This is a genomic window from Pseudomonas sp. WS 5411 (assembly GCF_012985595.1).
GTDB lineage: Bacteria > Pseudomonadota > Gammaproteobacteria > Pseudomonadales > Pseudomonadaceae > Aquipseudomonas > Aquipseudomonas shahriarae.
The window spans coordinates 182,026-197,246 of the sequence record NZ_JAARMC010000007.1; the positions used below are offsets into that span (position 1 = coordinate 182,026).

Genomic DNA, 15,221 nt, shown 5'->3' on the forward strand with positions numbered 1-15,221 from the left:
TGGGTTATGTACTTAAGCTGTAGTTGGCGAACGGCTTGTGCGCCAGCATCGCATAGCTAAAGTCGGCTTTGAAACAAAACTGTCATGAAATCAGCTTTTTGCAGGCGAAAAAAAGGGGCCCGCATGGGCCCCTTATTCGGTCATCGCAGGTTTACTGGCCCGGAATGTCCTTGCGCAGTTTCACTGGATCCTGCTGCTTTTTCTTCTTCGCGATGGCGCTACGCATCTTGATGTTGACCGCTTCTACCGCCAGGGAGAACGCCATGGCGAAGTACACGTAGCCTTTTGGCACGTGGACGTCGAAGGACTCAGCGATCAGCACGGTACCCACAATCAACAGGAACGACAGCGCGAGCATTTTCAGCGACGGGTGCTTGTCGATGAACTCACTGATGGTGCCAGCTGCCAGCATCATCACCAGTACCGCCACGATGATCGCCGCGACCATGACCGGAACGTGGGAAACCATACCCACGGCGGTAATCACCGAATCCAGGGAGAACACGATGTCGATGATCGCGATCTGGATGATGGTGTAGATGAACTTGCCACCCTTGCCTTTCGGCTCTTCGTGGGTTTCGTCTTCACCTTCCAGGGCGTGGTACATCTCCTGGGAGCTTTTCCACAGGAGGAACAGGCCACCGAAGAACAGGATCAGGTCGCGGCCGGAAATACCCTGGCCTGCGATGGTGAACAAGTCGGCGGTCAATTGCATGACCCAGGTGATCGACAGCAGCAACAGGATCCGCGTGACCATGGCCAGGGCCAGGCCGAAGATCCGGGTGCGCGCCTGCATATGCTTGGGCATACGGCTGACCAGGATCGAAATCATGATGATGTTATCGATGCCCAGGACGATCTCGAGAGCCGTCAAGGTGAAGAAGGCAATCCAGATCTCCGGATTGGTCAGCCATTCCATATGTGTTCCTTTGCGCGAGTGTTAGACCGCGCCGGCAGTAGGACCGGCGCAGTGGGTTGTTACGATTATAGAGTGCTGAACAGCGGGAATGTGCCCAACAACAATGCAGCGAACATTATGCACAGGCATACCAGTACTGCCCACTTCAGGGTGAAGCGTTGGTGATCGCCAAATTCGATACCGGCCAGGGCGACCAACAGGTAAGTCGAGGGCACCAGCGGGCTGAGCAAGTGTACCGGCTGGCCAACGATTGAGGCACGGCCCATTTCTGCGGCGGTGATGCCGTAGTGGCTGGCGGCTTCGGCCAATACCGGCAGTACGCCGTAGTAGAACGCATCGTTGGACATGAAGAAGGTGAACGGCATGCTCACCAGCGCGGTGATCACCGCCAGGTACGGGCCCAGGGCCTCAGGGATGACTGCCAGCAGGCTCTTGGACATGGCGTCGACCATGCCAGTGCCCGACAGGATGCCGGTGAAGATACCTGCGGCGAAGATCAGGCCGACCACCGCCAGCACGCTGCCCGAGTGGGCGGCAACGCGGTCTTTCTGCTGCTGCAGGCACGGGTAGTTGACGATCATCGCGATACTGAAGGCCACCATGAACAGCACGGGCAGCGGCAACAGGCCGGCGATCAGGGTGCACATCAGGGCCAGGGTCAGGGCGCCGTTGAACCAGATCAGTTTCGGGCGACGGGCATCGGGGAACTGCGAGACGCTGATTTCGCTATGGTCGACTTCATCGCCTTGCAAGTGCAGCACACCCAGACGAGCGCGCTCGCGCAGGCCGTACATATAGGCGATCACCAGAATGGCGACCACGCCGGCGGCCATGGCCGGGATCATCGGTACGAAAATATCCGAGGGGTCCACGTGCAGCGCACTGGCGGCGCGGGCGGTCGGGCCGCCCCAGGGCGTCATGTTCATCACGCCACCGGCGAGGATGATCAGGCCGGCCATGATCCGCGGGCTCATGCCAATGCGCTTGTACAGCGGCAGCATGGCGGCCACGCAGATCATGTAAGTGGTGGCACCGTCGCCATCCAGGGACACCACCAGTGCCAGTACGGCAGTACCGACGGCGACTTTAAGCGGGTCGCCCTTGACCAGCTTGAGGATCTTGCGCACGGCCGGGTCAAACAGGCCAGAGTCGATCATCAAGGCAAAGTAGAGGATGGCAAACATCAGCATCACGCCGGTGGGCGCGAGCTTGGTGATGCCTTCGAGCATCATCGGGCCGATCTTTGGCGCAAAGCCACCGAACAGCGCGAACAGGATCGGCACGATGATCAGGGCGATCAGCGCCGACAGGCGCTTGGTCATGATCAGGAACATGAACGTGATGACCATGGCAAAGCCAAGGAAAGTCAGCATAGGAATACTCCAGGCGTAGCGCGGCTAGGGAATGGCGAACCGGGTTGGGGTCAGCGCAGAACGAAAAGCGCGAGGCGTACGGGGGGAGTCGGGAAAAACAGGCGGGTAGGAGCGGACATCAGAATCACCATTGTTGTTGTTAATTGGGCCCCTGGGCGTAGAAAAGCTCAGGTTGGCCAACCGGTCTATTGCCGGTAGTGAGGGCGATCCTAATCGCGAAAGCTTTCAGCCAGCTTTCGCTGGGTAAACAGGCGATGAACAGATGCTTCGTGGGATTGGTCTGGTTTTGATGTCTGTAAGGGCGCTATCGCGGGCTTGCCCGCGATGCTGTTGACCTTAAGGCAGTTGCAGGCCACCGGCCGCCTTGTGCAAGGCCCGCAGATGTTCGCCCACCTGCTTGAGATTGGCCTCGCAGGCGGCAATCTCTGCAGCCCGCGAAGGCTCCAGCAGTGCCCTCACCTCTTTGTCCAGGTCGCCGGTCAACGATTGCAGCTGTTTCTGGCGCGATGCGCTTTCCGACTCCAGGCGCTGCCACTCCTTGGGTTGGGGCAATCCATAGCCGCCGCTGCCGAGCAACTCCGCCGGGCGGCTGAGGAAGCCGCTGTTGGCGAGGATCTGCTGCAAGGTGGCATCGGCCTTGGCCATGCCGCCGTTCTTCAGCTCACGGGCACCGAGGTAGCGTTGCTTGACCTCGTCCTGGGCGAGCATCAGCTGTTTGCGAAAGCTGGCCTGTTCCAGCAGCAGCAAGGCGGCGCTGGTGCGCAGGTCAGCCTTGTCGAACCAGGTCCTGCGTTGCTCGGCGCTCAAGGCCAGCCAGTCTTCGACCTGGGTCTGCGGGATCGGCAGGTGTTTCTTCAGCACCTCGAACATCGCCTGGTAGCGCTCGCGGAAGGAGTCGAAGTGATAGCCCAGGCGCAAGGCTTCGCGGCGGTCATCCAGCACGCTGGTGTCGGCCAGCCCACGGGCCTTGAGTACTTCGAGCAAACCGTTGGGGGTGATGTTGTCCAGGGTGGTCAGTTGCGGGTTGGCGCTGCCGCTGCGCAGCAGTTTCAGGCCTTCGACCGCGCAGTTGTTGGAGAGGAAGTAGTAATTGCCGTCGTAGCTCCAGTGCATTTCGGCGGCGTGCTCGACGGTGTCGTTGATCTCCTGGCGCGTGAGGATCAAGGGTACCGACGCCAGGCCGCGCAGTTCGGTCTTGGTGTATTCGTCGATCACCTGGGCCAGGGGCAGTACAAACAGGCGTGAGGGGTACTTGCCTACCAGTCCGTCCCAACTCGATAGCTGCACGTCGCCCACGAATGCGCGGTAGGACAACACCAAGTGCTGGTCCAGGTCCAGGCGGCAATCCGGGCCACGAGGGCGGCCCGGGGCGCAGATCACCAGGCGCAGCATGCTGTGGCCCCAGCGGCTCACCAGGTTCTGGTTGGCCTCGGCCAGTAGGTAGTCGATGGCGTACACGCGCTCGGGATCGACCTGGCCCAAGGGCGTCTTGGCAAAATCGTTACCGGCATTGAGGAAGGCGAAAGTGTTGGCGCAGGTGTCCTTGGCCGGCGGGGCCCAGCCGAAGTGTGCCTGGTAGTAGCGATACAGCGCAGGACGGCGGCAGGCGTAGCTCGGGTCGAGGAGGAAGTACTCCATGTTGACCGCGACGAACTCCTTGGGGTTGGTGATTTCGTACAGGTCCGGACTACGAGCCACTTGCCGATTGTGTTGCTCGCGCTCGCCACGGCGGCCGACGTATTGCGGCCAGCCGGCCAGGTCGAGCAAGCGCGGATCGTCGCTGAGGGTGAAACGGCGGTCATTCTGGCCACGGCATTGATCGGGCAGGCCAATCAGGCCGGTGATGTTGTTCTGGCGGCTGCAGCGCTGGATCAGCGAGCGCTGGTCCTTGGGCCACAGGCGCGCACGGTCATAGATGTGAGTCAGCTCATGTAGCACAGTGGCGAGCAGTTCCCGGCGCACGGTGCCATGGGGGCGCTGAGTCTGCTGGGTGGCGGCGGTGCCGTCCGTGAGGCTGGCCAGTAGCTTGCGGTTGAGGTCCAGCTCCGAGACCAGTGACGCCTGGCCATAGGCATTGGCGGGCATCTCGTCGGTCCAGCCGACGTCGATGCGCCGGTCCAGTTGCTCGATGAAGCGCGGCGGCAGCGCCTGCATGGCTTCATCAAGCAATGCCTGGCTGGCCTGCTGTTGGGCTGGGCTCAAGCCGTCGGTCTTGAGCCGTAGTTGCAGGCTGGCCTGGGCGGCGCTGCCTGCCAGCAGTACCGTCGCAGCCAATAGCCAGGCGGTGAAGCGCCTCACAATGCGAGGATGGCTTCGGCGAGGACCTGGTCGCTGGCGTCGCGGGCTTCTGGCACGCGGGTGCGCAGGGTGTCGAAGGCGGCTTCCAGTTGCGCGCCACGGATATCGCCATTGCTGGCGACAAAGCTGGCGGCATCGTCGTGGGCTTCGCGCACGACTTTGGAGTCACGGATGGAGGTGGTGGTGTCCGAGGTGAAATCAATGGTGCGGCCGAAGGCACGAACAATGATGTTACTGGTAGCCACGAGGGTTTGAGCCTGGGCGATATCGGCCAGCAGGAACAGGCCGAGAACAGCAGCGATCAACGGGCGACGCATGGAATGACTCCAAAGAGAAAGGATGATTATTGGACGAGAATTGCCTGGGCCAGTTCAAGGTCACTGGACTTAAGTTTTGGTTGGGTGCGACGCAGGTAATCCAGGGCACTTTCCAGCCGGGCGCCCCGCCATTGGCCGTCAGTGGCAATAAACGCGGCAGCGTCATCCTGGGCGGCCAGTAGCAATTTACGGTCGAACGGCGCCGAGGTCACTTTGCTGGTGGCATAGGCACTGGCGACGAGGCCTTGCGTGGACACATCAAAGGCCTGGGCAGGCCCGGCCCCGCACACGGCAAGCACTGTGGGAACAATCAACAAACGGTATGAAAAAGCCATGGGACTCGACAACTGAAAACGAGCGCCAAGGCTAGCGTAATGCCTGGGCGAGAGCCAGCGCGGGCACCTCTATGTAGGAGCTGGCTTGCCGGCTCCTACAAAACAGCTCCGGCTCAGATGGCCAGGATCGCCTGGGCCAGTTGCACATCCGTGGCCGCATTGAGTTGTGGCGCCTGTTGGCGGATCTGCGCCAGGGCGCTTTCCAGCTTCACGCCACGGATCGCGCCTTCACTGGCGACGAAGCTGGCGGCATCGTCACGGGCAGCACGTACGACCTTGTTGTCGCGCAGGGACGATGTGGCATCGGAGCTGGCATCGGACGTGGCTTTAAGCGCGCCCACAATCGAGTCGGTGGTCACAATCAGGCTGGTGGCGCTGGCATTGGCGGCGACGGCAAGCAGGGCTGCAGCGCTCAGCAAACGAAGACGGGACATGGGGTGACTCCTGTGTATGGGACGAACTAATGACGCGATAGTAGCGGGCGCCTATCTGTTCGGGTAGTACGCAGTGAGAAGTCGTTGCCCGGAAAGGCTATTGGGGTAGTACAAAACGATCGTTATAAAACTGTACTGGTTGATTCTTAAATCAATGAAACTGTACTTGTTGCGAGGCTGAGCACTGATTTTTCAGCCTCCCAGAAACCACAAAACCCGCCTCCGGTTACCCGGGGCGGGTTCTGCTACAACAATTCGGGTTGCTGGCTGTGGACCTGTTAGGTCAGGGCCAGCGGGCGCTAAATCAGCGCCAGAACGGCTTGCTCAGCTCTTCGTAGCGTTGAGCTTCGCTGATCCCGGCATCGGCCAGCAGACGCGAGTCCAGACGAGCCAGTTGATGGCGGCTGGAGATGCGGCGCTGCCACAACATCAGGTTGGCGATAACGCGCAGAGGCAGGGAAGCCTGGGTGTTTACAGCTTTATCTTCGAAGAACAGTTCGGAACTGAGTGTACGTTCCATGATGACATCCTTCCGCTTGTGGCGGGATTAGGTAGTGGTTTAACTGATGCCAATGATCCTCCTCCGGCGCAAGACTCTCTAGATACAGTTCACCTGTATTGTGAGGGGCCAGTTAACTGTTTATAGCGGCTGTACTGTACGGAAATGGGGCAACTGTACCTGTCGGCACTTATTTGGTGCGTTTTAGGCATTTTGGAGAGAGGGCGTAGGGTTTTTCGGTAGGAAATGACCGGTACAGTAGTACAGTTTTTTTAAAAGATGCTGCGCTCAGTTCCGAGCGAATGCAACTGTGTTTGCATCCGCCCGGATCTGTATTGATCAACCTTTGAGCATGTGCCCGGTTTCTTCCAGGTTGATGTGCCAGCTCAAGACTTCGCGCAGGATGTGCGGGGTATGCCCGCCGATGGCGCAGGCGGCGTTGAAGTAGTTATTGAGGGCGTCACGGTAGTCTGGGTGCACGCAGTTATCGATGATCACCCGTGCCCGCTCCCGTGGCGCCAGGCCGCGCAGGTCAGCCAGGCCGATCTCGGTCACGAGGATATCGACGTCATGCTCGGTATGGTCGACATGGCTGACCATCGGCACCACGCTGGAAATCGCCCCGCCCTTGGCAATGGATTTGGTAACAAAGATCGCCAGGTGCGCGTTGCGGGCGAAGTCCCCCGAGCCGCCAATGCCATTCATCATCCGCGTGCCGCAGATGTGGGTGGAGTTGACGTTGCCGTAAATATCGAACTCCAGCGCGGTGTTGATGGCGATGATGCCCAGGCGGCGCACCACTTCCGGGTGGTTGGAGATTTCCTGCGGGCGCAGTACCAGCTTGTCTTTGTAGCGCTCCAGGTTGCCGAACACGTCGGCATTGCGTCGCTCTGACAAGGTGATCGAACTGCCGGAGGCAAAGCTCAGCTTGCCGGCATCAATCAGGTCGAAGGTCGAGTCCTGGAGGACTTCGGAGTACATGGTCAGGTCTTCGAACGGCGATTCGATCAGGCCGCACATCACCGCGTTGGCGATATTGCCGATACCGGCCTGCAGTGGGCCGAGCTTGTTGGTCATGCGCCCGGCGTCCACTTCCTGCTTGAGGAAGTTGATCAGGTGATTGGCGATCCACTGGGTGTCGCTGTCGGGCGGCGTAACCGTGGAGGCGGAATCGGCCTGGTTGGTGATGACGATGGCGACGATCTTCTCTGGCGGGATCGGGATCGCGGTGCTGCCGATGCGATCATCCACCTTGACCAGCGGGATCGGGGTGCGGGTCGGGCGGTAGGTCGGGATATAGATGTCGTGCAGGCCTTCGAGGTTCGGATTGTGTGCCAGGTTGATCTCGATGATCACTTGCTTGGCAAAAATCGCGAAGCTGGCCGAGTTGCCCACGGAGGTGGTGGGCACGATATGGCCTTGCTCGGTGATGGCCACGGCTTCAATCACTGCGATGTCCGGCAGCTTGAGCTGGTTGTTACGCAACTGCTCGACGGTTTCCGACAGATGCTGGTCGATAAACATTACTTCGCCGGCATTGATCGCCTTGCGCAGCGTGCTATCGACCTGGAACGGCATGCGGCGCGACAGCACGCCGGCTTCGGTAAGTTGCTTGTCCAGGTCGTTGCCCAGACTGGCGCCGGTCATCAGGGTGATTTTCAGGGGCGAGGTCTTGGCGCGTTCTGCCAGGGCGTGGGGCACAGCCTTGGCTTCACCGGCGCGGGTAAAGCCGCTCATGCCGACGGTCATGCCGTCCTCGATCAGGGCGGCAGCATCGGCGGCGCTCATGACCTTGTTCAACAGCGAAGGCAAGCGAATACGATCACGGTACATGGATTGTTATCTCGGGCAACGGAGGCAAGGTGGGCAGTCTAGTGATTTCAAAGGCGTTCGTCCCGCTACCATGGTCGAATGCCAGGTGGCGATTTAGAGCCTTTGGTCGGGTTTTTCCCGTTAATAAAAAACCCCAGCCTACGGGAGGCCGGGGTTTTGGGTATTGCGCTGGAGCAGTGTTTATTCGACAGCCTTGACCATGTCTTCAATGACCTTCTTCGCGTCCCCGAAGACCATCATGGTCTTGTCCAGGTAGAACAGTTCGTTATCCAGGCCGGCATAACCACTGGCCATCGAGCGCTTGTTGACGATGATCGTCTTGGCCTTGAAGGCTTCGAGAATCGGCATGCCGGCGATCGGCGATTTCGGATCGTTCTTGGCGGCCGGGTTGACCACGTCGTTGGCGCCGAGCACCAGCACCACGTCGGCCTGGCCGAACTCGGAGTTGATGTCTTCCATCTCGAACACCTGGTCATACGGCACTTCGGCCTCGGCCAGCAGCACGTTCATGTGACCAGGCATGCGCCCGGCGACCGGGTGGATCGCGTATTTCACGGTGACGCCGCGATGGGTCAGCTTCTCGGTCAGTTCTTTAAGTGCATGCTGCGCCCGCGCTACCGCCAGGCCATAGCCTGGGACGATGATCACGGTGTCGGCGTTGGTCAGCAGGAAGGTGGCGTCGTCAGCCGAACCGGACTTCACCGGGCGCGCCTCTTTCGAACCGGCCGGCCCTGCCGCATCCGGCGTATTGCCGAAACCGCCGAGCAGCACGTTGAAGAACGAGCGGTTCATCGCCTTGCACATGATGTACGAGAGGATCGCGCCGCTCGAACCTACCAGGGAGCCGGCAATGATCAGCATCGAGTTGTTCAGCGAGAAGCCGATACCCGCCGCAGCCCAGCCGGAGTAGCTGTTGAGCATCGACACTACTACCGGCATATCCGCGCCGCCAATCGGGATGATGATCAGCACGCCCAGCACGAAGGCCAGGGCCAGCATCAGGGCAAAGGCGCTGAGGTTGCCGGTGAACATAAACACCAGGCCCAGACCCAGGGTGGTCAGGCCCAACACCAGGTTCAATTTATGCTGGCCGCCAAACTGTACCGGTGCGCCCTGGAATAGACGGAACTTGTACTTGCCTGACAGCTTGCCGAAGGCAATCACCGAACCGGAGAAGGTAATGGCACCGATAGCGGCACCGAGGAACAGCTCCAGGCGGTTGCCCGCAGGAATCGCATCGCCCAGTTGCTTGACGATCCCCAGGGATTGCGGCTCGACCACTGCGGCGATCGCAATAAACACCGCTGCCAGGCCGATCATGCTGTGCATGAAGGCGACCAGTTCCGGCATCTTGGTCATTTCTACGCGCTTGGCCATGATCGAGCCGGCGGTACCGCCGACCAGCAGGCCGACAATCACGTAGCCGATGCCGGCAGTGGCAAGTTCTGCACCGAGCTTATAGATGAGGCCAACGGTGGTGAGTACCGCCAGCGCCATGCCCAGCATGCCGAACAGGTTGCCGCGTCGGGACGTGGTTGGGTGCGACAGGCCTTTGAGGGCCTGGATGAAGCAGATCGACGCGATCAGGTAGAGCGTCGTGACGAGGTTCATGCTCATTACTTCTGCACCTCTTCTTTAGCCTTGGGCGCTTTCTTCTTGAACATCTCAAGCATCCTACGGGTAACCAGGAAACCGCCGAACACGTTAACGGCAGCCAGGGCCACGGCCAGGGTGCCCATGGTCTTGCCCAGTGGCGTGACGGTGAGTGCGGCGGCGAGCATGGCGCCGACGATCACAATCGCCGAGATTGCATTGGTCACGGCCATCAACGGCGTATGCAGCGCGGGGGTGACGTTCCAGACCACGTGGTAACCGACATAAATCGCCAGCACGAAGATGATCAGGTTGTAGATACCGGGGGAGATAAGCTCTTCCATCGTCTGAATCCCTGCTTAGGCGTTTTTGCGGATGACTTGGCCGTCGCGGCACATCAGGCACGCGGCGACGATGTCGTCTTCGAGGTTGATTTCAAACTGCCCTTCCTTGGTGAAGACCAGCTTCAGGAAGTCCAGCAGGTTGCGCGCATAAAGGGCTGAAGCGTCGGCAGCGACGGCACCGGCAAGGTTGGTCGGGCCGCAAATGGTCACGCCGTTCTCCACCACCACCTGGTCGGCGACGGTCAGTGGGCAGTTGCCACCTTGGGCGGCGGCCAGGTCGATCACCACGGAGCCTGGCTTCATCTGGGCGACGGTTTCGGCGCTCAGCAACGTCGGGGCCTTGCGACCCGGGATCAGGGCGGTGGTGATGACGATGTCGGCTTGCTTGGCGCGCTCATGCACGGCCAGGGCCTGACGCTGCATCCAACTGGTGGGCATGGGGCGTGCGTAGCCGCCGACACCGACGGCGCATTCGCGCTCTTCATCGGTCTCGTAGGGCACGTCGACGAACTTGGCGCCGAGGGATTCGATCTGTTCCTTCACGGCCGGACGGACGTCGGACGCTTCGATGACGGCACCCAGGCGTTTCGCCGTAGCGATGGCCTGCAGGCCGGCCACACCAGCACCGAGGATCAGCACACGGGCGGCTTTCACCGTACCGGCGGCAGTCATCAGCATCGGCATGAAGCGCGGGTAGTGATGGGCCGCGAGCAACACCGCCTTGTAGCCGGCAATGTTGGCCTGGGACGACAGCACATCCAGGCTCTGCGCACGGGAGGTGCGCGGGGCGGCCTCCAGGGCGAAGGCAGTGATGCCATGTTCGGCCAGGCGGGTGATGGTTTCGTTGCTGAACGGATTGAGCATGCCCACCAACACGGTGCCGCTTTTAATCAGCGTCAGTTCGCTGTCGCTGGGGGCGACCACCTTGAGAATCAGCTCGGCGCCAAACGCGTCGCTGGCACTGCCAATGGTTGCGCCTGCCGCTTCATAGGCACTGTCGACGACGCTGGCATTGATGCCTGCGCCGCTTTGTACAGTGACCTTATGGCCCTGGCCGATCAGCTTCTTGATGGTTTCCGGGGTTGCAGCAACCCGCGTTTCACCGGTCTGGGTTTCGAGAGGAACACCAATGTGCACGTCAAATCTCCTGCATGATCTTTTTGCTTTTGATTTTTGTAAAAAGGCCAGTGCACCGCGAGTGGCGCAACTGGGGCGGCCGATCAGCACGACCCCGCTGAAATGACAGCAGGGCGCGGCATTTTGCAGGCGAACTTTACGGCCTTCAAGGGATTATGACGGGTGACGAAAAATTAACTACAAGTCACCCTGTGACTGATTGTCGCAACGTGCCGAAATAACCTCTTTGAATACAGGTGTTTAAAGGCTTCCGGCGGAAAAAGACAATTTTTGCAATTGTCGTCATGAATAGCGGGTCATGGGGGGTGAATAACCCCTGTAGCGCTGATAGCTATTGGCTTTCAGGTCATTTTTGCATTGATCGGTACAGTCTGTCTAAAGGCGACATATATTTATATCTGTAGTGCTATAAATTATCTGACTACAAGGTCAGTAAATATCGCAGGCGTCTAGAACTGGTGGCTGTAGCGTTGTGCCTGATCAACCAGCCAGTCTCGAAAGGCGCGCAGCGACGCGGATTCGACCTTTCTCTCGGGAATCATCAAGTAATAAGCCTTGCTGCTGGTCAGCGCCTGCGGGTTGGCGATCACCAACTGTTTCTCGCCCAGTTCGCGTTGAATAAGGAACGGTGGGATCAGCGCAATGCCCATGTCATGCATGGCTGCCTGGGACAGCATGGAGAATAGTTCGTAACGCGGGCCTGTCATGTCCCGGGGGATATTCAGTTGCTGGGCATTGAACCACTGGCGCCAGGCGTAGGGCCTTGTGGTTTGCTGTAGCAGCGGCAGTTCGGCGATTTCCTCTGCGCTGAAGTGCGAGCGGTTCTCCAGCAATCGCGGGCTACAAACGGGAACCGGGTTTTCGCCCATCAGTCGGTGGGATTCGGTCCCGGACCAGTCGGCATCGCCGAAATAGACCGCGGCATCGAATTGCGTATCGGCAAACAGGAATGGGCGAGTGCGGTTGGTCAGGTTCACCGTGACTTCGGGGTGTTGTTGCTGGAAGTCCTTGAGGCGCGGGATCAGCCACTGCGTGCCGAACGTGGGCACTACTGCCAGCTCGATGACATTGGCGCCCTGCTGGCCCATCACTGAGAGAGTGTCGCGCTCCACGGCATCTAGTTGCGTCGCGACCCGCCGGCTATAGGAAAGCCCGGCTTCCGTGAGCTTTACACCACGTCGCGAGCGTCGAAACAGTTCGACACTCAAAAACTCCTCGAGGCTGGCGATCTGTCGGCAGATTGCGCCCTGGGTAATGGATAGCTCCTGCGCGGCCTTGGTAAAGCTCTCGTGGCGGGCTGCCGCTTCAAAACTGACCAGGGCCGTGGTGCTGGGGATCTTCCTGCGCATGTACCGTCGCCTCACTAATAAAGAGCAGTTTTGCCCTTTTCAATCATTACGAAGTGAGAAATTAGCACAAGCCTATGCAAAAACCTCGTTTGCCCTCCTCGCCTGTCCGGCCTAGGCTCCATGCACGACTTTTGATTTACTTCGCGAGGACTCACTCATGGGCGGTAAGGCAAGCTTCAACTGGATCGATCCACTGCTGCTGGATCAACAGCTCACAGAAGAAGAGCGCATGGTGCGCGACAGCGCTGAGCAATTTGCCCAGGACAAGCTGGCGCCGCGTGTGCTGGAAGCCTTCCGTCATGAAAAGACCGATCCTGCAATTTTCCGTGAAATGGGCGAGACCGGCCTGCTCGGCGCGATGATCCCCGAGCAGTACGGTGGCAGTGGCTTGAACTACGTCAGCTACGGCTTGATTGCCCGTGAAGTGGAGCGTGTCGACTCCGGCTACCGCTCGATGATGAGCGTGCAGTCGTCCCTCGTCATGGTGCCGATCAATGAGTTCGGTACTGAGGCGCAAAAACAGAAGTACCTGCCCAAGCTGGCCTCGGGTGAGTGGATTGGTTGTTTCGGCCTGACCGAGCCCAACCACGGTTCGGACCCGGGCGCGATGATTACCCGTGCGCGCAAGGTGGATGGCGGCTACAGCCTTACCGGCAGCAAGATGTGGATCACCAACAGCCCGATTGCCGATGTGTTTGTGGTCTGGGGCAAGGACGACGCCGGCGATATCCGTGGTTTTGTCCTGGAGAAGGGCTGGAAAGGCCTGAGTGCCCCGGCGATTCACGGCAAGGTCGGCCTGCGCGCTTCGATCACCGGCGAAATCGTCATGGATAACGTGTTCGTTCCCGAAGAAAACATCTTCCCCGATGTGCGCGGCTTGAAAGGGCCGTTCACCTGCTTGAACTCGGCGCGCTACGGCATCTCCTGGGGCGCGTTGGGGGCAGCGGAGTTCTGCTGGCACACGGCGCGTCAGTACACCCTTGATCGCCAGCAGTTCGGGCGTCCATTGGCTGCCACACAATTGATCCAGAAAAAGCTCGCCGATATGCAGACCGAGATCACTCTCGCCCTGCAGGGTTGCCTGCGTCTGGGGCGGATGAAGGATGAAGGAACGGCGGCGGTGGAGATCACTTCGATCATGAAGCGTAACTCCTGCGGCAAATCCCTGGATATCGCCCGTATGGCTCGTGACATGCTGGGTGGCAACGGTATCTCCGATGAGTTCGGGATCGCCCGGCACCTGGTCAACCTGGAAGTGGTGAATACCTACGAAGGCACGCATGACGTCCATGCGCTGATCCTCGGACGTGCACAGACTGGTATCCAGGCGTTCTATTAATAGGAGTGTGACCATGGGCGCGCTATCGCATCTGCGGGTACTGGATTTGTCACGGGTGCTGGCAGGGCCCTGGGCCGGGCAGATTCTTGCGGATCTCGGGGCCGAGGTGATCAAGGTCGAGCGACCTGGTAGTGGCGACGATACGCGCGCCTGGGGGCCGCCGTTCCTTAAGGACGCTTATGGTGAGAACACCACTGAGGCGTCCTACTACTTATCGGCCAACCGTAATAAGGAGTCGGTGACTATCGACTTCACCCGGCCGGAGGGGCAGAAGCTGGTCCGGGACCTCGCGGCGAAGTCGGATATCTTGATCGAGAATTTCAAGGTTGGCGGTTTGGCGGCGTATGGCCTGGACTATGAGTCGCTCAAGGAGCTCAACCCGGAGCTGATCTACTGCTCTATCACAGGGTTTGGCCAGACCGGGCCGTATGCGGCGCGCGCGGGCTATGACTTTATGATCCAGGGGTTGGGCGGGCTGATGAGTCTGACGGGGCGTCCCGAGGGTGATGAGGGCGAAGGTCCGGTCAAGGTGGGTGTGGCACTGACCGACATTTTGACCGGGCTCTACTCTACGGTGGCGATTCTGGCGGCGTTGGCGCACCGCGACCATGATGGTGGCGGCCAGCATATTGATATGGCGTTGCTGGATGTCCAGGTGGCTTGCCTGGCTAATCAGGCGATGAATTACCTGACGACGGGTGTATCGCCCAAGCGGCTGGGCAATGCACATCCGAATATCGTGCCGTATCAGGACTTTCCCACCGCTGACGGCGATTTCATCCTGACCGTGGGTAACGACAGTCAGTTTCGCAAGTTTGCCCAGGTTGCCGGGCAGCCACAGTGGGCCGATGATCCGCGGTTTGCTACTAATAAGCTGCGGGTGGCCAATCGGGCGGTGCTCATTCCGTTGATTCGCCAGGCCACAGTGTTCAAGACCACCGCCGAGTGGGTGAGCCAGCTGGAGCAGGTCGGTGTGCCCTGTGGGCCGATCAATGATCTGGCGCAGGTGTTTGCCGATCCTCAAGTGCAGGCGCGCGGGTTGGCTATAGAGTTGCCGCATCCGCTGGCAGGCAAGGTGCCGCAGGTGGGGAGCCCTATGCGGCTGTCCAAGACGCCGGTGGAGTATCGCAGTGCGCCGCCTCTGCTGGGCGAACATACGGCTCAGGTGCTAAGCCAGGTGCTGGGATTGGGGGCGGCCCATGTGGCGGCTTTAAAGGAAGCGGGGGTCATTTGAGGTGTTTCTTCTATATAGAGGGGGTTTCTATATAGAAAGGCTGGTTGTTTTTTAAACGATCGTAACTAATTGATAGAAAAGCAAAATTAAGGGTTGACGGCAGATTCTGGAAGTCTATAATTCGCCCCACTTCCGGCGCAGTCGAAACGGAAAACTCCTTGGTAAACAAAGAGTTACGCAGAATTCGACAGCGAGTTGCTTCAGTTCATCGAAGCCC

At 59.6% G+C, this 15,221-nt stretch carries 14 protein-coding genes; 2 read left to right on the top strand and 12 right to left on the bottom strand.

All coding sequences use genetic code 11. The annotated features are described in order from the left end of the window. Nucleotides 1–151 precede the first annotated feature (151 nt). The 12 genes from HBR93_RS13555 to HBR93_RS13610 all read right to left on the bottom strand — a co-directional run bounded on the left by HBR93_RS13555 (nt 152) and on the right by HBR93_RS13610 (nt 12,431). Nucleotides 152–919, bottom strand: a complete 768-nt coding sequence (locus HBR93_RS13555) for a TerC family protein (RefSeq protein ID WP_057442131.1) — start codon at nt 917–919, stop codon at nt 152–154. Between the two features lie 65 nt (nt 920–984). Further along, the gene (locus tag HBR93_RS13560; protein WP_057442133.1) at nt 985–2,292 is read right to left on the bottom strand and encodes a CitMHS family transporter; all 1,308 of its coding nucleotides are present in this window, start codon (nt 2,290–2,292) and stop codon (nt 985–987) included. Nucleotides 2,293–2,628: 336 nt separating this feature from the next. Continuing rightward, nucleotides 2,629–4,590 (bottom strand): DUF4105 domain-containing protein, encoded by a 1,962-nt coding sequence (locus tag HBR93_RS13565; protein ID WP_057442135.1) that lies wholly within the window; start codon nt 4,588–4,590, stop codon nt 2,629–2,631. Further along, nucleotides 4,587–4,907 carry a DUF2388 domain-containing protein gene (locus HBR93_RS13570; RefSeq protein WP_057442137.1) on the bottom strand — a complete coding sequence of 107 codons (321 nt, stop codon included), beginning with the start codon at nt 4,905–4,907 and terminating at the stop codon, nt 4,587–4,589. Before HBR93_RS13570 ends, HBR93_RS13565 begins: the two co-directional genes overlap by 4 nt. 26 nt (nt 4,908–4,933) lie before the next feature. Next, entirely contained in the window at nt 4,934–5,242 is a 309-nt protein-coding gene (locus HBR93_RS13575) for a DUF2388 domain-containing protein (protein WP_057442140.1), read from the bottom strand. Nucleotides 5,243–5,355: 113 nt separating this feature from the next. Continuing rightward, nucleotides 5,356–5,676: a DUF2388 domain-containing protein gene (locus tag HBR93_RS13580; RefSeq protein ID WP_057442142.1), complete on the bottom strand. Its 321-nt coding sequence runs from the start codon at nt 5,674–5,676 to the stop codon at nt 5,356–5,358. A gap of 304 nt (nt 5,677–5,980) precedes the next feature. Next, a complete protein-coding gene (locus HBR93_RS13585; protein WP_007911656.1) occupies nt 5,981–6,196 on the bottom strand; it encodes a DUF1127 domain-containing protein in 216 nt (71 codons plus the stop codon). Between the two features lie 318 nt (nt 6,197–6,514). Next, complete coding sequence (locus HBR93_RS13590; RefSeq protein WP_169960475.1) at nt 6,515–8,008, bottom strand: acetyl-CoA hydrolase/transferase family protein; 1,494 nt, start codon at nt 8,006–8,008, stop codon at nt 6,515–6,517. A 180-nt stretch (nt 8,009–8,188) separates the two neighbouring features. Further along, entirely contained in the window at nt 8,189–9,625 is a 1,437-nt protein-coding gene (locus HBR93_RS13595; protein WP_057957922.1) for an NAD(P)(+) transhydrogenase (Re/Si-specific) subunit beta, read from the bottom strand. Continuing rightward, complete coding sequence (locus tag HBR93_RS13600) at nt 9,625–9,945, bottom strand: NAD(P) transhydrogenase subunit alpha (protein WP_003233786.1); 321 nt, start codon at nt 9,943–9,945, stop codon at nt 9,625–9,627. Before HBR93_RS13600 ends, HBR93_RS13595 begins: the two co-directional genes overlap by 1 nt. Nucleotides 9,946–9,960: 15 nt before the next feature. Further along, nucleotides 9,961–11,082, bottom strand: a complete 1,122-nt coding sequence (locus HBR93_RS13605; RefSeq protein WP_057957923.1) for a Re/Si-specific NAD(P)(+) transhydrogenase subunit alpha — start codon at nt 11,080–11,082, stop codon at nt 9,961–9,963. 449 nt (nt 11,083–11,531) lie between these two features. Next, a complete protein-coding gene (locus HBR93_RS13610; protein WP_057442148.1) occupies nt 11,532–12,431 on the bottom strand; it encodes a LysR family transcriptional regulator in 900 nt (299 codons plus the stop codon). Nucleotides 12,432–12,588: 157 nt separating this feature from the next. Here HBR93_RS13610 and HBR93_RS13615 point away from each other — a divergent pair, with 157 nt between their 5' ends. After that, nucleotides 12,589–13,770 carry an acyl-CoA dehydrogenase gene (locus tag HBR93_RS13615; protein WP_029290432.1) on the top strand — a complete coding sequence of 394 codons (1,182 nt, stop codon included), beginning with the start codon at nt 12,589–12,591 and terminating at the stop codon, nt 13,768–13,770. 13 nt (nt 13,771–13,783) lie between these two features. Next, nucleotides 13,784–15,004: a CaiB/BaiF CoA-transferase family protein gene (locus HBR93_RS13620; protein WP_169960476.1), complete on the top strand. Its 1,221-nt coding sequence runs from the start codon at nt 13,784–13,786 to the stop codon at nt 15,002–15,004. Nucleotides 15,005–15,221: the final 217 nt, after the last annotated feature.

Excerpts from the sequence above, each read along its gene's own strand:
- HBR93_RS13555 (WP_057442131.1), bottom strand. The coding sequence starts at position 919 with ATGGAATGGCTGACCAATCCGGAGATCTGGATTGCCTTCTTCACCTTG.
- HBR93_RS13560 (WP_057442133.1), bottom strand. The coding sequence starts at position 2,292 with ATGCTGACTTTCCTTGGCTTTGCCATGGTCATCACGTTCATGTTCCTG.
- HBR93_RS13570 (WP_057442137.1), bottom strand. The coding sequence starts at position 4,907 with ATGCGTCGCCCGTTGATCGCTGCTGTTCTCGGCCTGTTCCTGCTGGCC.
- HBR93_RS13575 (WP_057442140.1), bottom strand. The coding sequence starts at position 5,242 with ATGGCTTTTTCATACCGTTTGTTGATTGTTCCCACAGTGCTTGCCGTG.
- HBR93_RS13580 (WP_057442142.1), bottom strand. The coding sequence starts at position 5,676 with ATGTCCCGTCTTCGTTTGCTGAGCGCTGCAGCCCTGCTTGCCGTCGCC.
- HBR93_RS13585 (WP_007911656.1), bottom strand. The coding sequence starts at position 6,196 with ATGGAACGTACACTCAGTTCCGAACTGTTCTTCGAAGATAAAGCTGTA.
- HBR93_RS13590 (WP_169960475.1), bottom strand. The coding sequence starts at position 8,008 with ATGTACCGTGATCGTATTCGCTTGCCTTCGCTGTTGAACAAGGTCATG.
- HBR93_RS13595 (WP_057957922.1), bottom strand. The coding sequence starts at position 9,625 with ATGAGCATGAACCTCGTCACGACGCTCTACCTGATCGCGTCGATCTGC.
- HBR93_RS13600 (WP_003233786.1), bottom strand. The coding sequence starts at position 9,945 with ATGGAAGAGCTTATCTCCCCCGGTATCTACAACCTGATCATCTTCGTG.
- HBR93_RS13610 (WP_057442148.1), bottom strand. The coding sequence starts at position 12,431 with ATGCGCAGGAAGATCCCCAGCACCACGGCCCTGGTCAGTTTTGAAGCG.
- HBR93_RS13615 (WP_029290432.1), top strand. The coding sequence starts at position 12,589 with ATGGGCGGTAAGGCAAGCTTCAACTGGATCGATCCACTGCTGCTGGAT.
- HBR93_RS13620 (WP_169960476.1), top strand. The coding sequence starts at position 13,784 with ATGGGCGCGCTATCGCATCTGCGGGTACTGGATTTGTCACGGGTGCTG.